Raw genomic sequence first — 19,028 nt, forward strand, 5'->3', positions numbered from 1 at the left:
GCGGGCGGCTGCCTCAGGCCAGCTTCGACAGCGTGACGGCATCCGGCTTGCCGTCGAAAAACGCGTCAAGCACCTGCTGGAAAATCGGCTTATCAGGCGCGACCGCTGCAAACAGCGTCATGCTTGATCGCAGCTTCATGTCATCCGGCGAGCCCATGATCTGCATGGCGCTGCGGTCTTTCCATTCAAGCAGCGCCTCGCAACAGCGCGCCAATCGTTCACCTAACAGGGGATGCTGCAAATAGGCAATCGCCTCGTCGCGCCCACTGATGCCGTACCGCCGGGCCATGTCGCTGTGGCCCAAACCCGCGAGTTGCGGGAACACGAACCACATCCAGTGCGACTGTTTGCGCCCGGATTTCAGCTCCGCCAGTGCGCGTTCGTGCGTCGGCGTTTGCGCCTCGACAAATCGCTGCAGATCAAATGGATCGTTCATTGCTGACGCCTCGCCCTGATCGCGGCACCTCGCCGCACTTGCGATTGAGACTACAGCAGCGAGTGATGTTTCCAGCACTTTCAGGCGCCTGCTCCTCAACCGCGTAAAAACCCTTATAATCCTGCGCCTATTCCTCTGATGCGAGATCCGCCGTGAGCTTACCGCCGTGCCCAAAATGCAGTTCCGAGTACACCTACGAAGATGGCAGCCAGTTCGTGTGCCCGGAATGCGCCCACGAATGGTCGGCGGACGGGGCCAGCGCCGAAGCGGGCGATGACACCAAGGTGATCAAGGACGCTGTGGGCAACACGCTGCAGGACGGCGACACCGTCACGGTCATCAAGGATCTCAAGGTCAAAGGCTCGTCGCTGGTGGTCAAGGTCGGCACCAAAGTCAAAAACATCCGCCTGGTGGACGGCGATCACGACATCGACTGCAAAATCGACGGCATCGGCGCGATGAAGCTGAAGTCGGAGTTTGTGAAGAAGGGTTGATCGCCACGAGGATCGTTCCTCACGCTCCGCGTGGGAATGCCGCTCATGACGCTCCGCGTCACTGGAGTGCGGATGGGGACGCGGAGCATCCCGGGCGGCGTTACCACGCGGAGCGTGGAACTAACATCGTGGGGTGACACGCGTCCCACTTAACTTGGCAAATTGATCCCGAACGTATTCACCCCATCCTCACTGCGCACGAACACGGTGCCGCCGTGCATCAGGGCGATGGCTTTGACGATCGCCAGGCCAAGCCCGTGATTGGCGCCGCTGTTGCTGCGAGAGGCATCGACGCGGTAGAAGCGCTCGAATAACTTGGGCAAATGCTCCCCGGCGATCGGCGCGCCGGGGTTGGTCACGCCGATGCTGACGTGATCGCCCTCATCGCGAATATCCACCTGAATCAACTGCCCCGGCGAGGTGTGCTGCACCGCGTTGTGCAGCAGATTGATCAGCGCCCGGCGCAAGTGCGCGGTTTCGATCGGCGCGTTGGCATCCCCACGCACTTCAACCTGCACCTGGGCGTCTTCCATAATGAAATCCAGGTAATCCAGGGTCTTCGCCACTTCCTGAGCGAGCGAGGCCTGGGTCAGTTGCGTGGCCTTGCTGCCCTGATCGGCGCTGGCGAGAAACAACATGTCATTGATGATCGAGCGCAGCCGTTCAAGCTCTTCGAGATTGGATTGCAGCACCTCGAAGTAATGCTCGGCCGATCGCCCACGGGTCAACGCCACCTGGGTCTGACCGATGAGGTTGGTCAGCGGCGAGCGTAATTCATGGGCAACGTCTGCATTGAACGACTCCAACCGCGAATAGGCCTGCTCGACCCGGTCCAGCGTCGAGTTGAACGACGTCACGAACTGATCCAGCTCTGGCGGCAGGTGCGACAATTTCAGGCGCCCGCTCAATCGCGGCGGCGTCAGCTTGCGCGCCTCCAGCGACAGCTCCGTCAGCGGCTTCAGGCCGATGCGCGCCACCCAGTAACCCAGCGCAGACGCGAGCAGGATGCCGACGGCGGCCAGACTGATCAGCGCGACGAGCAGGGAATGCTGGGTCTGCCAGAAGGTTTCGGTGTCGACCGCTGTCAGAAACCGCAGCGGCGGGCGCTGATCTTTCGCCGGAAACTGACTGACCAGCACCTTGAACGGGTAATCATGGCCGCTCAGGTTCAAGTCGCGCATGCCCAACGGGCCCTTGGCGAAGGCGCGGATCTCGGCGTCCGGGTCACCGAATTCATAGGTCGGGTTGTCGCTGACTACCCAAAAGCGCAGGCGTTTGTCCTCCTCGCTGAGCAGCTTGAGTTTGGCGTTGATCTTGGCCCAGTGCTCGGGCGTTCCGTAACGCTGGACGGCCGATTCGAGGACGCTGTAACGGGCGTCGACTTCGGCTTCCGGTAACAGCCCCAGCCCCTTGTCCACTTGCAGGTAGAGCGCCCAGCCGATCAACATAAACACCAGCAGCGCCACGAGGGCGAACATGCCGCTCAGGCGCAGGGCGATGGAATTAGTCGACACGACGGCTCTCCAGCACGTAACCCATGCCGCGAATGGTGTGCAGCAGTTTTTGCTCGAACGGCCCGTCGAGCTTGGCGCGCAGACGTTTGATCGCGACTTCGACGACGTTGGCATCGCTGTCAAAATTCACGTCCCAGACCATCTCGGCAATGGACGTCTTCGACAGGATTTCCCCCTGGCGCCGGGCCAGCACGCTGAGCAGCGAAAACTCCTTCGCCGTGAGGTCCAGACGCACGCCGCCCCGCATGGCCTTGCGGCTGATCAGGTCGATCCATAGATCGGCGACGCTGATCTGCACCGGCTCGTGGCCGCCACTGCGCCGGGTCAGGGCTTGCAGACGCGCGACCAGTTCCAGAAACGAGAACGGCTTGCCCAAGTAATCGTCAGCGCCCTCGCGCAGGCCGCGAATGCGATCGTCGACGTTCTCTCGGGCGGTCAGCATGATCACCGGCGTTTGTTTGCGCGCACGCAGGGCCCGCAGTACGCCATAGCCATCAAGGCCGGGCAGCATGACGTCGAGGATGATCACCGCGTATTCGCTCTCCAGCGCCATGTGCAGGCCTTCGATGCCTTCGCGCGCGACGTCGGTGGTGTAACCCTGCTCGGTCAGGCCCCGGTGCAGGTAATCGGCGGTTTTCTCTTCGTCTTCGATAATCAGGACACGCATCGGTCCACGCTCACTTTTTCACTGCTTGCTTATTGGGTACGTGGTTTCAACGGCTTACTTTTCAGTGGCCAGTTCCGCAACCGCCGGCTTACCGGATGCTGCCGGGCCAGACGCTATCGAGTCAGCCGCTGTCGAGCCAGGCGTCTGACGCGGGCGGTGGAACAGACGCTCCAGTTGCAGGTAGATCACGGGTGTGGTGAACAGCGTCAGCGCCTGGCTCACCAGCAATCCTCCGACAACGGCAATGCCCAACGGCTGACGCAGCTCGGCGCCGACACCATAACCGAGCATCAAGGGCAGCGCGCCGAGCAATGCGGCCAGGGTGGTCATGATGATGGGCCGAAAGCGCGTCAGACAGGCTTCATAAATGGCGTCGCGCGGGGACATCCCGCGATTGCGCTGAGCGTCCAGGGCGAAGTCCACCAGCAGAATGCCGTTCTTCTTGACGATGCCGATCAGCAACACGATCCCGATCAGACCCATGATCGAAAAGTCCTGCCCCATCAGCCACAGCAGCAACAGCGCACCGATACCGGCGGAGGGCAGGGTCGAAATGATCGTCAGCGGATGGACGAAGCTCTCATAGAGCACGCCCAGAATGATGTACACCGCCACCAGCGCCGCGAGAATCAACCACGGCTGGTTGGCCAGCGAACTCTGGAACGCCTGGGCCGCGCCCTGGAAGTTTCCGATGATCGAGGCCGGCATGCCGATCTCGTTCTTCGCCTGATCGAGCAGCACCACCGCATCCCCCAGTGCCACGCCGGCTGACAGGTTGAACGACAGGTTCGCAGCCGGGAACATCCCGTCATGGCTGATCGACAACGGTCCCATCTTCGGCGCGCCGACTTTGGCCAGTGCCGACAACGGCACCATCTCATTGGTCAGCGGAGAGCGAAGGTAGAAGTAATTCAGGCTTTCGGCCTTGCCGCGCTGTTGCGGCTCCAGTTCCAGAATGACTTTGTACTGGTTGATGTCGGTCTGGTATTCGTTGATCTGCCGCTGACCAAAGGCGTCATACAGCGCCTGATCGACGTCCGCGGTGGTCAGGCCGAAGCGCGCAGCGGCGCTGCGGTCGATGTCCAGATGGGTCACGCTGCCGCCCAGTTGCAAGTCATTGGAAAGATCGCGAAAGGCCGGCAGGGTCTTCAGTTTGTCGGTCAGCTTCTGCGTCCAGACATTCAGCAGCGCGCCGTCATTGCTCTTGAGCACGTATTGGTACTGCGCGCGGCTCGGACCGGAGCTCAGGTTGATGTCCTGCCCGGCCCGCAGGTACAAGACGATGCCGGGGATCTGCGCCAGTTTCGGCCGGATCCGGTCGATGAACTGACTGGCCGTGACATCCCGGTCTTCTCGGTCCTTGAGGGCGATCCACACCCGGCCGTTGGCGATCGTCTGGTTGCTGCCACTGACGCCCACCGAATGGGAAAACGCCTTGACCGCCGGATCGGCCGCGATGATTTTCGCCAGCTGTTTGTGTTTCTCGATCATGTCCGGGAAGGAAATATCCGCCGCCGCCTCACTCGTGCCCAGCACCATGCCGGTGTCCTGAACCGGGAAGAAACCTTTGGGGATCAGCACATAGCCGGCCACCGCAAACACCAGAGTCAGGCCGAAAATTCCCAGCATCAATCGCTGGTGGGCGAGGGCGAACCGCACGCCGCGGGCATACCGCGCGAGCAGTCGTTCACCGAAGCCGGGCTTGGCGTGGGGATCGTGTTTCGGCGCGCGCATGAACAGCGCCGCAAGGGTCGGCGCCAGCGTCAGCGAGACCACCACCGAAATCAGAATGGTCGACGTCGCGGTCAGTGCGAACTCCTTGAACAACCTGCCCACCACGCCGCCCATGAACAGCAGCGGAATGAACGCGGCGATCAACGAAAAGCTGATCGACACCACGGTAAAGCCGATTTCGCTGGAACCCTTGATCGCCGCATCGCGCATGCTTTCGCCGGCTTCCAGGTGTCGGTGGATGTTCTCCACCACGACAATCGCATCGTCGACGACAAACCCCACCGCCACCACGATGGCCACCAGGGTCAGGTTGTTCAGGCTGAAACCGAGCACGTACATCAGCGCGAAACTGGCAACGAGGGACACGCCCAGCACGGCGGTCACGATCAGCGTCGCAGAGAGCTGGCGCAGGAACAGCGCCATGACCGCAATCACCAGCGCGATGGCGATCAGCAGTGTCATTTCAACTTCATGCAGCGACGCACGAATGGTTTTGGTGCGGTCGCTGAGCACCGAGACGTCCACCGACGCCGGGAGCATTTCCTGCAACTTGGGCAACTGGCCGAGCACGCGATCGACCGTCTCGACGATGTTCGCGCCGGGCTGGCGGAACACCACGATGTTCACCCCCTGCTGATCCCCGGACCAGGCCCGCACGTAGGCGTTCTCCGAACCGTTGATGACTTTCGCCACGTCACGCAGATGAACCGGGGCGCCGTCTTTGTAGGAAACGATCAGTTGTTCGTAGTCCTTCGCCTGAAACAGTTGGTCATTGGAGGCGAGGGTGGAAATGCTGTCTTTACCGTACAGCGCGCCCTTGGCCAGGTTCAGGCTGGTCTGCTGCAGGGATTCCCGCAAATCGGCGAGGGTCAGCCCGATGGACGCGAGTTTCTCGGGCGCTGCCTGGACACGGATCGCCGGACGTTGCTGCCCGGTGATGTTGACCTGTCCGACGCCATCGATCTGACTCAACTGACGCGCCAGCAGGGATTCGGTGACGTCGCTGAGTTCGGTGCCAGGCATCAGGTTCGAGCTGACGCTGAGGATCAGCACCGGGCTGTCCGCCGGGTTGACCTTGCGCCAGGTCGGCAGCGTCGGCAGGTCCGCGGGCAAGCGCCCGGCCGCCGTGTTGATGGCCGCCTGCACTTCCTGAGCGGCGGTGTCGATGCTTTTATTGAGGGTGAATTGCAGCGTCAGGTTGGTGGAGCCCAGCGCGCTGCTCGACGTCATCTGGGTCATGCCGGGAATAGCGCTGAACTGCACTTCAAGCGGAGTCGCCACCGAGGACGCCATGGTTTCCGGGCTGGCACCGGGCAACTGGGCCGCAACCTGAATTGTCGGAAATTCGGCTTCCGGCAGCGGCGCCACCGGGAGGCGAGGGAAGGCGATGCACCCCAGCAGCACCAGCGCGAACGTCAGCAGAACCGTGGCGATCGGGTGATTGACGCACCAGGCGGAGATAGAGCCGCGGCTGTTCATTTCGCCGCCCCGGTGGAGTCGGCCAGGGTGTCCACAGGATCACCCTTGACCACCTCGATGCGCGCACCGTTTTTCAGGCGCGATTGACCGTCGCTGACCAAAACGTCATTGACCTCCACCCCGCTGATCAGCATCAGGTCGCTGTCCTGATACAGCACCTTGACCGGCACCACCTCGGCCGTGTCGCCCTTGACCCGATACACGTAATGCTGGTCGATGCCCCGCTGCACCACCTGCGGCGGGACCTTCAAGGCGTTGCGATCGATGGCGGTCTGAATGCGCACGGTCACCAGTTGACCGGGCCACAGCTTCTCTTCCGCGTTGTCGAATATCGCCTTTGCGCGGATGGTGCCGGTACTGGCCGCCACCTGATTGTCGATCAACAGCAACTTGCCTTGACCCAGCAACGTGCCGGTCGCCCCTTCGCCGAGGTAGGCGTTGACTGGCGCGGGCGTGCTGGAAGCAATGAGATCATGGAGCGTGGGCAGCATCTGCTGCGGCAGGGAAAACTCGACCGCTACCGGGTCGATCTGCGTCACCGAGAACAGTCCGGTCGCATCGCTGACCCGCAGAAAGTTGCCTTCATCTACGTTGCGGATGCCGACCCGACCTGTCACGGGCGAGCGTATTTGGGTGTAGGAAAGCTGTACCTGCGAGGCGTTGATCGACGCCTGATTGCCCAGCGCCGTGGCCTTGAGTTGATCGACCAGCGCTTGCTGCTGATCGTATTGCTGCCTGGAAATGCCGTTGTCTACGGTCAGCAGCTTGTAGCGCTTGAGGTCGACATTGGCCACGTTCAGCTGTGCCTGGCTCTGGGTCAACAGCGCCTTGGCCTGTTCGAGGGCGGCGCGGATCGAGCGATCATCGATGGTTGCCAGCAGATCACCCGTCTTGACCTGCTGGCCTTCCTTGACCAACACCTTGGTCAGGATGCCATCCACCTGAGGGCGAATCACCACGCTTTGCAGCGACAGCACCGAGCCGATCCCGGTGACGTAACGCGGCACGTCTTCCTGCGTCACGTTGATCACGCGCACCGGCACGGCAACCGGGGTGCTGACCTTCTTTGCCGCGGGGCGGGTCACTGCCCAGACGCCTATCACTACGACCACGACAAACAGGGTCGCGAGCATCACCACTTTGTTCTTCTTCTGCATACAGGGACAGGGCCAGCCAGTGAATGAGGGGCGTAATCGAGAGCGCTCTTTATAACCCTTTGACCCGGTCAGCAAAATGACTGCTGCCTGTCAATATTGTCAGGTGAATAACGGCAGACGATGAACGTGGGTAAAGAAAGAACGCCGCAGGGCGATACCCAAATAGAAGCCACGAGTTTCGATGAACGAGTTCTACTGTGACGGGGAAAATTCCTACATAAACTTCGTGAGTTCTGAATGCTTGTTCACAAGGGACTGTGACTGATTTCGGTCAGCCGGTTCCTACTCCGGAGTAGTGCGATGAAAAGCCAAAAGGCTGTTTCGCTGTTTTTCTCGATCGCGGTCGTTGGTGCGTGTGCAATGACGGCGCCTGCCGCCTGGGCTGCCCAGGGCGCGCTTATTTTCCATGGCAGCGTCGTCAATGGGACATGCGACGCGCAAGCCTTTAGTGCTCCGTCGACAGCCCTCCCGGTTAAAACCCTGCAAGCGAGCGCTCATGTCAGTGTGGGTTTGAGTCGCGCTGACGACGCTTGCGGCCAGATGGCCTTGCCCGTGCAGGCCAGTTACGCCGAGCTTTCTACAGGTGGGGCGGATACTCACGCAGGCATTGTCACGCTGACTTACCAATAAGCGCTTTCTCCCTCACCAGAAACATCTGCTGACGAACCCGGCTCAATCGAGCCGGGTTTTTTGTGCGTGTGTGACCACTTTGCAGGTGCCCATCCCCGTCCACGCGCGCCGGCGTGTCGTGCAAACGTTCGTCCCGGCTTTTGCAAGGGGTTAAAGCTGCAAGCCCCAGCCTAAGGGCTCTGCGAAATAAAAGCGTCAACTCCTACCGAAAAATCCGACGCGCGCCACTGTCTTTTCAGTCCACAGGAAGTAGAACGCCTGACAGCCGACATTGCAGACGCTGCTTATAGTTCCTCTCGTCCTTTTGGGCACACACGAATCGACACAAGGAACGTCGTTATATGAAAAAGCTTTCTCTTACCCTGGCTATCGTGGCCGCAATGGGGCTTGGCATTTCCGGGACCGCGAATGCTGCCAACAACGGCAAACTTGTTTTCACTGGCACCCTGACCAACATCACGTGTGACATCGGCGCTGGAACTGGCGCTACTCCTGGCAACAACCCGGGCGAAATCAACGTAGATCTGGGCAACGTCTCGTTTTCCGACATCGGTCTCTTCGCCGACAACAAACTCGAAACTGCTTCGCCCATCCAGCTGTTGGTCAATTGCACCGGCGGCGCCGCTCAATACAACACCGTGAACATGCGCTTCGTCGCCCGTCAGGGCAGCGGTCTGGATAACCTCGACCAGAAACTGCTGCGGGCTACCGGCGCGGCGGACGGCGTGGGCATCGGCCTGCTCAATGCGTCCAATCAGTTGATGGACCTGAGCGGTAACGAAACCATCGACACGCCGCTGGTCAAGGACGGCGCCGACGGTGCGACCGCCGAGATCAACTTCGGCGCCGTTTACGTCCTCAACGGCGCGCCAACCAACCCGGGTAATGCCGACGGCTTCCTGCCGTTCGTAATGGATTACCTGTGATGTAACGGGCGAGCGGGCAATGGCTCGCTCGCCTTCCTGGCGTGTCCACCTCACAGCCCAAGACGGTCTCACCATGTTTCCTTACTTCATTCGCTGCTCGGCCCTCTGGCTGGGTCTGCTTCTGGCTGCCCCGGCGCAGGCGGGTATCGTGCTCAACACCACGCGTGTCATCTACCAGGCCACGGACAAGGAGGTCAGTCTGGTTGTGAACAACAGTGGCACAGCTGACATTCTCGCCCAGTCATGGCTCGAAGCGCAGAGCAATGCCGAGAATCTACCCTTCGTCGTGACCCCGCCGTTGGCGCGAATGGCAGGCGGCGCCCGGCAAATGATTCGGGTGATCTACGCCGGCGAAGGTTTGCCCGAGGACCGAGAGTCGGTGTTCTGGCTCAACGTTCAGGAGATCCCGCAATCGGCGAAGGATAACCAGCTGCAGATCGCGATTCGTCAGCGCATCAAACTTTTCTACCGGCCCGCCGGTTTGAGTGACGATCCGCTCGAGGCTGCCAAAAACCTGCAATGGCGCGTGCATCACGGCCAGCTGGAAGTCAGCAATCCGACGTCGTATCACGTGTCGATGATCCAGATCGACGCCCGACAGCAGGGCAAGACACTGTTCGCTGCGGACAACCGGATGCTTGCGCCCGGGCAGACCGTGCAATTGCCACTCAAGCAGTTGGCCAGCGGTCACGCGGTAGACCTCAGGTTCATCAGCATCAACGATTTCGGCGCTCAGGAGCCGTACAGCGCGCAAGTGTCCGGCGGTCAGACGACTCAAGCCATCAAGGCCACCAGCGTCATCACCCGAACCGACTAGCCACTCAGCCGCAGGTCGGATTTTACCCAGGTCTTTCTTCGGTCGCAGTCATGCGGCTCCAGCGCCTTGCGCCTGCCAAACATGATTTGCCAGCGCGTCGGAATCGAGAACACGAGTGAAACCAGCCAATGGAACCCCGAGATCACACCAAGGGATATGCACGGATCGCAGCATGCTCTTCGCCCTTCGAACGCAGACATCTGGTGCATCAGCCGCTGCGCATCAGCCCGTTGGCGAGGGTCATTGTTGCCTCGGCAGGATTGGCGCTGGCGTCGTCTGCGGGGGCAATGACCAACCAGAGCAATGATGCAGCCGATGTGAAATTCAATACCTCGTTCATCCAGGGCACGGATCAGCCCGCCGATCTCGCGACGTTTTTGCACGGCAACAGCGTGGTCCCTGGAAGCTATCGGGTGGATGTGTACGTCAACCGTGTCCTGAGCGGGCGGCGTGACATCAGCTTCATCGCCAACCCTGCAAAAGGCACTGTCGAAGCCTGCCTCACGCTGGACATGCTTCGCCAATTCGGCATGAATCCGGACGCTGTGCAAGCCGGTGACGCTTCGCCGACGGAATGTTTCGATCTTCCGGCGCGGGTTGAATTTGCCCGCGTCGACTACCAGCCGGCGAGCTTGCGCCTGAACATCAGCATCCCTCAGGCCATGATGTCGCGCAGCGCTCGCGGCTATGTCCCACCGGAGTTATGGGACGAAGGCGAGACGGTGGGTTTCGTGAATTACAACTTCAGCGGCGCGCGCCGTACTCGCAGCGGCCAAGGTCGATCCCAGGCACAGGATCAGTATTACCTGAGCATGCGCAACGGCGTGAACCTTGGTGCCTGGCGCTTGCGCAACGAATCCTCGCTGACTTATGGCAATGACCAGCCTTACCGCTTTCGCAGCAACCGGACGTTCATGCAGCGCGACCTCACTGCGTTGAAAGGCCAACTGACCCTGGGTGAAACCTTCACCGATTCGCAAGTCTTCGACAGCGTTCGATTCCTCGGCGCCATGGTGATGTCCGACGAAGGCATGCTGCCCGACAGCGAGCGGGTTTTCGCGCCGGTCATTCGTGGCATCGCCGACACCAACGCGTTAGTGGAAGTGCGGCAGAACGGTTTCATGCTGTACAGCGGCAACGTCTCGCCGGGCCCGTTCGAAATCACCGACATCTATCCCAGCGGGTCGAACGGCGATCTGGAAGTCACGGTCGTCGAAGCCGACGGCAGCAAGCGCGTGTTCGTCCAGGCCTATGCGTCGCTGCCGATCATGGTGCCGAAAGGCGCATTGCGGTACAGCCTCGCAGCAGGCCAATACGACAGCAACACCGAAGACGGTCTTTCTCCCGGCTTTACCGCTGGCACGCTGGTCTACGGCCTGACCGAGCAGCTGACGGCAGCGGGCGGCGTGCAAATCGCCGAGGATTACCAGGCCGGCAACATCGGCGCGGGGGTCAACACCGGGCTCGGCGCGGTGTCTCTGGACGTGACTCAGTCGCTCAGCCACCAGCGCGAGCAACGCTACAGCGGACAGAGCCTGCGGGTGCGCTACGCCAATACGCTGGACCTGACCAACACCACCCTCGCCGTGGCCGGCTATCGCTATTCAACGGATCAATACCTGACCTTCGATGACCATATCGATGCGTTGCAAGCTCGTGACGGCTCAGCCAGCGCGCGCGCCAAGGATCGCCTCGAGATCAGCCTGACCCAATCGCTGCCGGAGCAGGCCGCGTCGCTGAGCTTTACCGGGTCCGAGCAGCGTTACTGGGACAGGGGCAGCAAGACGCGCCAGCTTTTTCTGTCGTGGAACTCGGCCTGGCGCAGCCTCAGCTATAGCGTATCGGTCGAGCGCAACCAGACTTTCGAGCGCAGCGGAGAACGTCAATCGGACAACCGCATCGCGCTGACAGTGAGCCTGCCGCTGGGGAGCGATTCCGGTTCGTCGCGGGTATTCGGCAATGCCGTTCGTGACAGCTTCGGCGCCTCCAGCATGCAGTCGGGGCTCAATGGCCAGATCTTCGACGACCGCGACAGCTTCTACTCGGTACAGGCGGGACACGACAGTGAGTCGGGGTCTTCAGGGTTCGGCAAGCTCAGCACCACTACGGCCTACGGGCGTTTCGACGCGGGCTACGGGCAGGGCAGGGATTATCAGGCACTGAGCATGGGCGCTGCAGGCTCGGTGGTTGCTCATGCCGACGGGGTGAACTTTGGTCAGCCCCTGGGCGATACCTTCGCTCTGGTGCAGGTGAAGGGCGTCAGCGGTGCGCGATTGAGCAATTTCAGCAACGTCGAAACCGCCGACAACGGCTACGCGATCCTGCCTTATGCCCAGCCGTATCGAACCAACTGGGTCAACCTCGATACCCGTGGGTTGGGTGCCGATATCGAGCTGGAAAATGCCGTGGATCAAGTCGTGCCTCGACGCGGCGCTGCCCCCCTGATCAGCTTTCGCACGGCAATCGGTCGGCGTGTGCAATTCGAACTGGTGCGAGCCGATGGCAGCGGCTTGCCCATGGGCGCGGCGGTGGAAGACGAACAGGGCAAGCCGCTGGCAACCGTCGACCCCAGCGGGCGGGCGCTGGTGCTGAGCGAGCGGGACAGCGGCGAGCTCGTCGTCAAATGGACCGATCAGCAGTGCCGCGCCGCGTTCGCGCTGCCGCTCAAAGAAGTCCACCGCAGTTACGATCGCCTGAAGGTGCAATGCCTGTGAAGCGCCCCTGTCTTTCAGGGGTATTTCTGGCCGTGATCGGCGGAATGGCCCAAGGCGCGGTGTCGCTGTCAGGCACGCGGTTGATCGTTGACGGTAGCGACAACGAGGCGACCATTGAGGTCAGCAACCGCAGGGACGCCGAGACCCTGATTCAGGCTTGGCTCGATGCGCCCCGTGGCGACGATCAACCCGCCGATGGGCGCGTCGCTGATCTGCCGTTCGCGTTGACCCCGCACTTGGTGCGCATCCCGGCCAAGGGCAAGCAGACGCTGCGCCTGCTGTATGAAGGCATCGGCATGCCCCAGGACCGGGAATCGATGCTGCACCTGTTTGTGCTGGAAATCCCTCGGCGCAGCCCGGCGGCTCAGCAGTTGAGCGTCGCGATTCGCCAGCGCATTAACGTGTTTTACCGCCCGGCGGGGTTGGTCGGCGACCCGGCAGACGCGGCGCAAAGGTTGCTCTGGCAACGCATCCCATCGGCGGACGCCACGCTTTCGGTGCGCAACCCGACCCCGTATCACGTTTCGCTGGTGGACCTGCGCGTCAATGGAATCGAGATCGCAGATCACCGGTTGCTGTCGCCTTTTTCGGACGCATCACTGGCCGTGCCTGTACTCGGCACAAAGCCCCCAGTGCCCGACACCTTGAGCTTCAAGGCCATGACCGATTACGGCGGTCAACGCGATTACTGCGCGCCGCTTCAGGGAGGGCAGCCATTCACGGTGCCGCTGCGCACGCCCGATTCACACTCACCCATAGGGAAATGCTGACATGAAAAAAACCATCCTCCGAGGGTGGCTGACGTTGCTGATGACGCCGCTGCTGATGCTGTTGATGCCCGGCTGCGCACTGGCGCTGACCTGCAAGACCCAGGGCGCCGGCGATTCAGTGGTTCGCGCGGACCTCGGCAGCACCGTCTCCATCCCGGCGAATCTGCCCGATGGCAGCGCAGTCTGGCGCTCGGAGCGACTGAACCTTGCCGTCGAATGTGCGAGGGACGAACCGGGCGGCCCCGAGGATGTGTTCATTGATCTGAACCCTGACAACCTGCAGATCGGACAGGGGATTCGCGCCGGGCTCACGTTGAGTGGCATCGATTTCGTGCAAACCAGCGGACGCATTCCCACGCAGCAGCAAGCACCGGCCTGCATCGACGCAAGCTCGGCGTGTCCGAGCGTCACGTTCAACCTGCCGTTTTCAGTGTTCATCCAGAAGTACGGACCGACCCCGCCCTCCGGGGTCGCGAGTGGCCTGCACGACTATCGGATGTTCCAGCTCGATGGCAGCAGCGGGCAGAGTCCGGGGCCTGACCGCACGCTGAGCTACGTCATCAACAACCTTGGGGGATTGCGATTCGTGGCCTGCGACGCTGAATTGCGAGTCATGCCCGAGACCGTGGATTTTGGTGACGTCGCCATCCGAAACGTACGGGTGGGAGAAGTCGCCACCTTTCAACGCTTCGCTCTGGCGACCAGCCGCACCTGCGAATCACCTTTCAGCCTCAATGCGCGCATCACGCCGGTGTCCGGGATACTCAAGGGCGACGTACTGGTGCCGGTCAACAACGACAGCATCGGCGTTCGCATCACCCATGCCCGCGACGGCTCGCCTGTGCCGTTCCTCGAACCCTTCCACCTGACCGACCTGCTGGAGGGCAATTACTCGGAGACGGCGGACTTCAACGCCGAACTGCTGTGGCAAACCAGCACGCCGACCGCGGGCCCGTTTTCAGCGGAAGTGATGGTGGATCTGTTCTACAAATAGGTGCGCGCAGTCGGTCTGTTGGCAGAAGCGATCCGTTGGCGATTCAGGTATGCTGCGCGGCCCTCGGGCGCCGCCCGTATTCTCGACCGTCTGCTATCCCGGAGCTTCCATGACCACCCCCGAACACACGCCTGCTCCTGATGATCGTGAATCGCACGCTTCGGTCGACGCCAACGCTGCGGCGACAGATACAAAACCTTCGATCCCGGCATTCAGCTTCCCGTTCAAACCGGGCGAGCTGTTGCAGGCGAAGAAGGATCAGCAGCACTACAAAGGCTCTGGCAAATCCAACCACGACAAGCGTCCGGGCGTTGCGCCATCAGGCACGCGTCGTTCGATGGGCAAGCGCTGATTACATTTTCGCTGGCGCGCGCTGCACGAACTCCGTAGGCGTGACCTTGGCCGATGTCATCAACTCACGGTCGCGCACATAGATGCGATCAGGCACGCTCCAATCGGAAGGGGGGGCTCGGAGGCGACGGTTGCTGTGGGATTCATCCCGCCTTATTAGCTCAAGTCGCGAACGCTCCGAGCGCAAGTCGCCTTACTTTTTCGGCAACGTGGTGACGTTATCCCACTCGGTAATCAGCGCTTTCTTGTTCTTGCGGTCATAGAGGCACAGCTCTGTGCCGGTCTTGTTCTTCATGAACGCCTGCTTGTACTGGCCTTTGATCAACAGTGCGTTGAAGCCAACGCTGTCATCGAAAGCCGCATCGGCGCCGGCGGGTTTTGCGTTCTTTAAAGAGCTGGCGCTGATACAACTGTCGACCAGGGTTTTGTTGAAGGCGGTCCAGGCGTCCGGGCTGGAGGCATTGGCCTGGCCAGCAGCGCAGGCGGTTAGAACGAGTAACAACGCGGTGTGCATCTTCATGGGTGGGGCTCTCCATGGCATGAGGGGGAAACACGTCTCGGCGCAGATTCAGCGCGGTTCGAGTTCGTGGCGCTGAATATATTGCATACCAGCGCGCTCATACAGCCGGCGTGCACCCAGATTGCTTTCCATCACCTTGAGATCGACATAGCCTTCGCCGCGCTGGCGGAAGACCGCGAACAACTGGTTCAGCAAAGCCAGTCCCAAGCCCTGACGGTGCGCGCGCGGGTGAACCACCAGATTGCGAATGAACGCGCTGGTCCAGCATTGCGCAACGGCCACGACGCCCAGAGCATCCTCCACAACGAAGCACAGCGCCTGATCAAACTCGGGATCAGTCTCGAAGGCATTCAGCCAAGTGGCATAGTCCGCGACCTGCCCGCCGCCGTACTCGCGTCCCAGCGCCAGCAATTGATGAACCGCCAAGGCGTTCTGCGCAGTGAGCTCAACGAGGCGCACGGGGCCGGGCCAGCGCGGATCATCGAGGCCCGGGCCGAGTTCGCGGCGCATCAGCCAGTAATGCGCGGTGGAGGCATCGCCTGCGGCAGGTCTCAGATTCCCTGAGCTTCGACCGTGCGGGCGGCTTCGATCAAGCATCGTGTCAGCTCGGGCGAGGAGAACTTGGTCAGCACAGCGTTGGCGCCGGCAGCATTGGCTTTCTCGGCGTTCATCGCGCTGTCCAGTGAGGTGTGCAGCAGCACGTACAGCTCCTGGAAATCCGGGGTTTCCCGAAGTGTGCGGGTGAGCGCGTAGCCGTCCATCTCCGACATCTCGATGTCGGACACGAGAACGTTGATCTGCTGTGCGGTGCCTTGCAGTTCAAGCAGTTGATCGATGGCCTCGCGCGCGCTTCGGGCGGTATGGCATTCAAGGCCCAGATTCCGCAGGGTGATCACCGATTGTTGCAGCGCCACTTGGCTGTCATCAACCACCAGGATGCGCGCCTTGGCCAGCACTTTGGCGTCATCGGCACTCAGTTCGGCGCGTTCGGCGACGATCCGCGCCGGGGCGATGCCGTGAATGACCTTCTCGATATCCAGCACCTGAACCAGTGTCCCGTCCACCTGCGTCACGCCGGTGATGAACGACTTGTTGCCGGAGCCAAAGGGCGGCGGGCGAATGTCAGTAGTCAGGCAGTGAACGATCTTGCTGACGGCCTGCACGTGCAACCCCTGCTTGGAGCGGCTGACGTCGGTAACGATCAGGCAGCCGCCGTCCGGGTCGACCAACGGACGCTCGCCAATGGCGCGGCTCAGGTCAATCACCGACAGCGGATTGCCACGCAAGGTCGCGACCCCTTTGACGTGTGGGTGAGACTCCGGCAGACGCGTGAGGGGAGGGCAGGGAATGATTTCACTGACCTTGAGCAGGTTGATCGCCATCAGCTTTCCGCTGCGTAACGTGAACAGCAGAAGCGAGAGTGAATCTGCGCGGACGTTCTTTGACATATAAACCTTCTGTGATGCGTTGCCTGGCCGTGTGGGTTCGGCCAACAGCTTTCGATGACGGTTTATCGACCTGCCGATGTCAGGCTTTAACCCTTTCGGCCTGAAGGCTCATTTCGGTGCAAATCCTGCCCGGTCAAATTGACCACGTCAGGGTCATTTTGACATGCAATGCTAGGAGTCAAAATGACTTGGTATCGTCGCGGTGGCCGGTTTCAGGGCCTCGCGCAACTGGCACGGTTCATGAACTGCTGAGGTATCGCTTTCTCATCACATCTCAGGAGTTTTCTATGTTGTCTGCATCGGATCGTGCCATCGTCAAGTCGACAGTGCCACTGCTGGAAAGCGGGGGAGAGGCGCTGATTACTCACTTCTACAAAATGCTGCTCGATCGATATCCGCAGGTACGTCCTCTGTTCAATCAGGCGCACCAGGCCACTGGCGATCAGCCACGCGCATTGGCCAACGGCGTATTGATGTATGCGCGGCACATCGATCAGCTTGATGAGCTAGGCGATCTGGTTGCCAGGATCATCAACAAGCACGTGGCTTTGCAGATCCTGCCCGAGCACTATCCTCTCGTCGGGGAATGCCTGCTTGAGTCCATTCGCGAAGTGTTGGGTGCCGAGATCGCCACTGACGAGGTGATTACCGCGTGGGGCAACGCTTACGGCCAACTCGCCGATATTTTGATTGGCGCAGAAAAAACCATCTACGACGATAAGGCCAAGGCAGTGGGTGGCTGGCGTGGCGCGCGTGAATTCAAGGTCGTCGGCAAAACACCGGAGAGCGCAGAAATCACCTCGTTCTACTTCGCGCCATCAGACGGCGAGCCGATTCTCCAATTCACGGCCGGCCAGTACATCGGTCTGCAGTTGCAGGTGGAAGGTGAAGAAATCCGCCGCAACTACTCGCTCTCAGCGCTTGTGGGGAACAATCAGTACCGCATCTGCGTCAAGCGCGAGCCTGGCGGCGTTGCCTCCAATTACCTTCACGATCACCTGCAGTTGGGGCACAGCATCAATCTGTTTCCGCCGTCAGGCGAATTCACCCTGACCGACAGCGACAAGCCGCTGGTGCTGATCAGCGGCGGCGTTGGCATCACCCCGACCCTGACGATGCTGGAGGCCGCGCTGCAGAGCCAGCGCCCGATCCATTTCATCCACTGTGCGCGCAATGGCTCGGTTCACGCGTTTCGCGACTGGATCGAAAACCTTGCCACTCGGCATCCGCAGCTCAAGCGTTTCTATTGCTACGCGGAAGATGATGGCGTAAGCCCCGCCCCTCATGGGACAGGGCTTCTCGATCAGGCGCGGCTGGAACAGTGGCTTCCGCAGAACCGGGATGTTGACGCCTACTTTCTGGGGCCCAAAGGCTTCATGGCTGCGATCAAGCGTCAATTGAAAGCGGCGGGTGTACCCGATGTGCAAACGCATTACGAATTCTTTGGTCCTGCCTCAGCGCTGGAATAATCGCTGCGACAATTAGACGCATCCTACATATATATAGAAGGAGTCACTGTCGCGATCTGCGTCTGCGACAAAAAGCCGCACTCTTCTATATATAAGGAAGGTGCAAGGCCGGGTGGGTGGGCTTTGTATTGGAATGTTAACGCTCAGGTAATGCGCGAGTGTTCACCATTGCGCCGGTTGCAGTGCCCGGGTCGGGAGCCGCTGCTTTTCTGCGGAAACGGCGGCTCTGTGAACGGGGAGGTACGACGATGGTAGAATCGCTGCCTTTCCGGGGCGTCCGGGCCGCAACACAACGCATCCGTAGATCCGGATGACTCCAATTCAAAGGATATGTGAATGACTGACGAGATGTTGTACCTGCGGCGTGAAAAGCAGTTTCTTGTGTTGCTGGGAATCATCTGCCTGGCGTTGATCGGCGGCGCCTTGTACATGCAGGTGGTATTGGCCGAGGCGCCTTGCCCGCTGTGCATACTGCAGCGTTACGCGCTGTTGTTCATCGCGGTGTTTGCCTTCATCGGCGCAGCGATGCCGGGTCGTCTGAGCCTGACGATCTGTGAAGCGCTGGTGACCTTGAGCGCAGTCGGCGGGCTCGTTGCCGCCGGGCGTCATGTGTACATCCAGACCCACCCGACCGAGAGTTGCGGCATCGATGTGCTCCAGCCGATTGTCGACGGTTTGCCCCTTGCGTCGCTATTTCCGCTAGGCTTTCAGGTAGGTGGTTTCTGCGAGACGCCATATCCGCCAGTTCTCGGTTTGTCTCTGGCGCAATGGGCGTTAGTGGCGTTTGTGCTGACCGTACTGCTGGTTCCGGCCGGGATTATTCGTAACCGGATGAAAGCACGTTGATTACAAAGTGTTGCGTAACAAAGCGCCCCGAGATCGTTCAAGAGAACCGGGGCTTTGCGCCG

General features: G+C 60.8%; 18 protein-coding genes. 10 read left to right on the forward strand and 8 right to left on the reverse strand.

From position 1 onward, the window contains the following. Window positions 1-13 precede the first annotated feature (13 nt). Window positions 14-436 carry a DUF1810 domain-containing protein gene (locus ACYAR8_RS20315; protein WP_463580876.1) on the reverse strand — a complete coding sequence of 141 codons (423 nt, stop codon included), beginning with the start codon at window positions 434-436 and terminating at the stop codon, window positions 14-16. 152 nt (window positions 437-588) lie between these two features. Here ACYAR8_RS20315 and ACYAR8_RS20320 point away from each other — a divergent pair, with 152 nt between their 5' ends. After that, on the forward strand, window positions 589-930 hold the full coding sequence (locus ACYAR8_RS20320; RefSeq protein ID WP_074886446.1) for a zinc ribbon domain-containing protein YjdM: 342 nt from the start codon (window positions 589-591) through the stop codon (window positions 928-930). A gap of 149 nt (window positions 931-1,079) precedes the next feature. On the opposite strand, the gene ACYAR8_RS20325 is transcribed toward ACYAR8_RS20320, so the two are convergent. The 4 genes from ACYAR8_RS20325 to ACYAR8_RS20340 are packed head-to-tail and all read right to left on the reverse strand — an operon-like array spanning window position 1,080 to window position 7,481. Next, the gene (locus ACYAR8_RS20325) at window positions 1,080-2,444 is read right to left on the reverse strand and encodes a heavy metal sensor histidine kinase (protein WP_463580877.1); all 1,365 of its coding nucleotides are present in this window, start codon (window positions 2,442-2,444) and stop codon (window positions 1,080-1,082) included. Beyond that, complete coding sequence (locus tag ACYAR8_RS20330) at window positions 2,434-3,111, reverse strand: heavy metal response regulator transcription factor (protein WP_074886439.1); 678 nt, start codon at window positions 3,109-3,111, stop codon at window positions 2,434-2,436. The genes ACYAR8_RS20325 and ACYAR8_RS20330 overlap by 11 nt, the downstream gene beginning before the upstream one ends. Window positions 3,112-3,165: 54 nt before the next feature. Continuing rightward, the gene (locus ACYAR8_RS20335) at window positions 3,166-6,324 is read right to left on the reverse strand and encodes a multidrug efflux RND transporter permease subunit (RefSeq protein WP_108120853.1); all 3,159 of its coding nucleotides are present in this window, start codon (window positions 6,322-6,324) and stop codon (window positions 3,166-3,168) included. Beyond that, window positions 6,321-7,481 carry an efflux RND transporter periplasmic adaptor subunit gene (locus tag ACYAR8_RS20340; RefSeq protein WP_463580878.1) on the reverse strand — a complete coding sequence of 387 codons (1,161 nt, stop codon included), beginning with the start codon at window positions 7,479-7,481 and terminating at the stop codon, window positions 6,321-6,323. Before ACYAR8_RS20340 ends, ACYAR8_RS20335 begins: the two co-directional genes overlap by 4 nt. A gap of 300 nt (window positions 7,482-7,781) precedes the next feature. On the opposite strand from ACYAR8_RS20340, the gene ACYAR8_RS20345 reads away from it, so the two are divergent. The 7 genes from ACYAR8_RS20345 to ACYAR8_RS20375 all read left to right on the forward strand — a co-directional run bounded on the left by ACYAR8_RS20345 (window position 7,782) and on the right by ACYAR8_RS20375 (window position 14,684). Continuing rightward, the gene (locus tag ACYAR8_RS20345; RefSeq protein ID WP_108120854.1) at window positions 7,782-8,111 is read left to right on the forward strand and encodes a hypothetical protein; all 330 of its coding nucleotides are present in this window, start codon (window positions 7,782-7,784) and stop codon (window positions 8,109-8,111) included. A 341-nt stretch (window positions 8,112-8,452) separates the two neighbouring features. After that, window positions 8,453-9,037, forward strand: a complete 585-nt coding sequence (locus tag ACYAR8_RS20350; protein ID WP_074886429.1) for a fimbrial protein — start codon at window positions 8,453-8,455, stop codon at window positions 9,035-9,037. A gap of 73 nt (window positions 9,038-9,110) precedes the next feature. After that, on the forward strand, window positions 9,111-9,854 hold the full coding sequence (locus tag ACYAR8_RS20355) for a fimbrial biogenesis chaperone (protein ID WP_108120855.1): 744 nt from the start codon (window positions 9,111-9,113) through the stop codon (window positions 9,852-9,854). Window positions 9,855-9,982: 128 nt separating this feature from the next. After that, window positions 9,983-12,568: a fimbria/pilus outer membrane usher protein gene (locus tag ACYAR8_RS20360; protein ID WP_463580879.1), complete on the forward strand. Its 2,586-nt coding sequence runs from the start codon at window positions 9,983-9,985 to the stop codon at window positions 12,566-12,568. Continuing rightward, window positions 12,559-13,338 carry a fimbrial biogenesis chaperone gene (locus ACYAR8_RS20365; RefSeq protein ID WP_463580880.1) on the forward strand — a complete coding sequence of 260 codons (780 nt, stop codon included), beginning with the start codon at window positions 12,559-12,561 and terminating at the stop codon, window positions 13,336-13,338. The genes ACYAR8_RS20360 and ACYAR8_RS20365 overlap by 10 nt, the downstream gene beginning before the upstream one ends. Window position 13,339: 1 nt before the next feature. Next, window positions 13,340-14,332 (forward strand): fimbrial protein, encoded by a 993-nt coding sequence (locus tag ACYAR8_RS20370; protein WP_463580881.1) that lies wholly within the window; start codon window positions 13,340-13,342, stop codon window positions 14,330-14,332. 109 nt (window positions 14,333-14,441) lie between these two features. Further along, window positions 14,442-14,684 carry a hypothetical protein gene (locus tag ACYAR8_RS20375; protein WP_108120859.1) on the forward strand — a complete coding sequence of 81 codons (243 nt, stop codon included), beginning with the start codon at window positions 14,442-14,444 and terminating at the stop codon, window positions 14,682-14,684. 192 nt (window positions 14,685-14,876) lie between these two features. On the opposite strand, the gene ACYAR8_RS20380 is transcribed toward ACYAR8_RS20375, so the two are convergent. From ACYAR8_RS20380 to ACYAR8_RS20390, 3 genes are read right to left on the reverse strand one after another with little or no spacing between them, the layout of a single operon-like run. Continuing rightward, window positions 14,877-15,203, reverse strand: a complete 327-nt coding sequence (locus tag ACYAR8_RS20380; protein WP_074886410.1) for a hypothetical protein — start codon at window positions 15,201-15,203, stop codon at window positions 14,877-14,879. 48 nt (window positions 15,204-15,251) lie between these two features. Further along, on the reverse strand, window positions 15,252-15,713 hold the full coding sequence (locus ACYAR8_RS20385; protein WP_463580882.1) for a GNAT family N-acetyltransferase: 462 nt from the start codon (window positions 15,711-15,713) through the stop codon (window positions 15,252-15,254). Between the two features lie 41 nt (window positions 15,714-15,754). Further along, window positions 15,755-16,651, reverse strand: a complete 897-nt coding sequence (locus tag ACYAR8_RS20390) for a chemotaxis protein (RefSeq protein WP_074886404.1) — start codon at window positions 16,649-16,651, stop codon at window positions 15,755-15,757. A gap of 287 nt (window positions 16,652-16,938) precedes the next feature. On the opposite strand from ACYAR8_RS20390, the gene hmpA reads away from it, so the two are divergent. Then, window positions 16,939-18,120: an NO-inducible flavohemoprotein gene (hmpA, locus tag ACYAR8_RS20395; protein ID WP_463580883.1), complete on the forward strand. Its 1,182-nt coding sequence runs from the start codon at window positions 16,939-16,941 to the stop codon at window positions 18,118-18,120. Window positions 18,121-18,456: 336 nt separating this feature from the next. Next, on the forward strand, window positions 18,457-18,966 hold the full coding sequence (locus tag ACYAR8_RS20400; protein WP_463580884.1) for a disulfide bond formation protein B: 510 nt from the start codon (window positions 18,457-18,459) through the stop codon (window positions 18,964-18,966). The last annotated feature ends 62 nt before the right edge of the window (window positions 18,967-19,028 follow it).

The sequence above is a fragment of the Pseudomonas sp. HP_01 genome, from assembly GCF_055284355.1.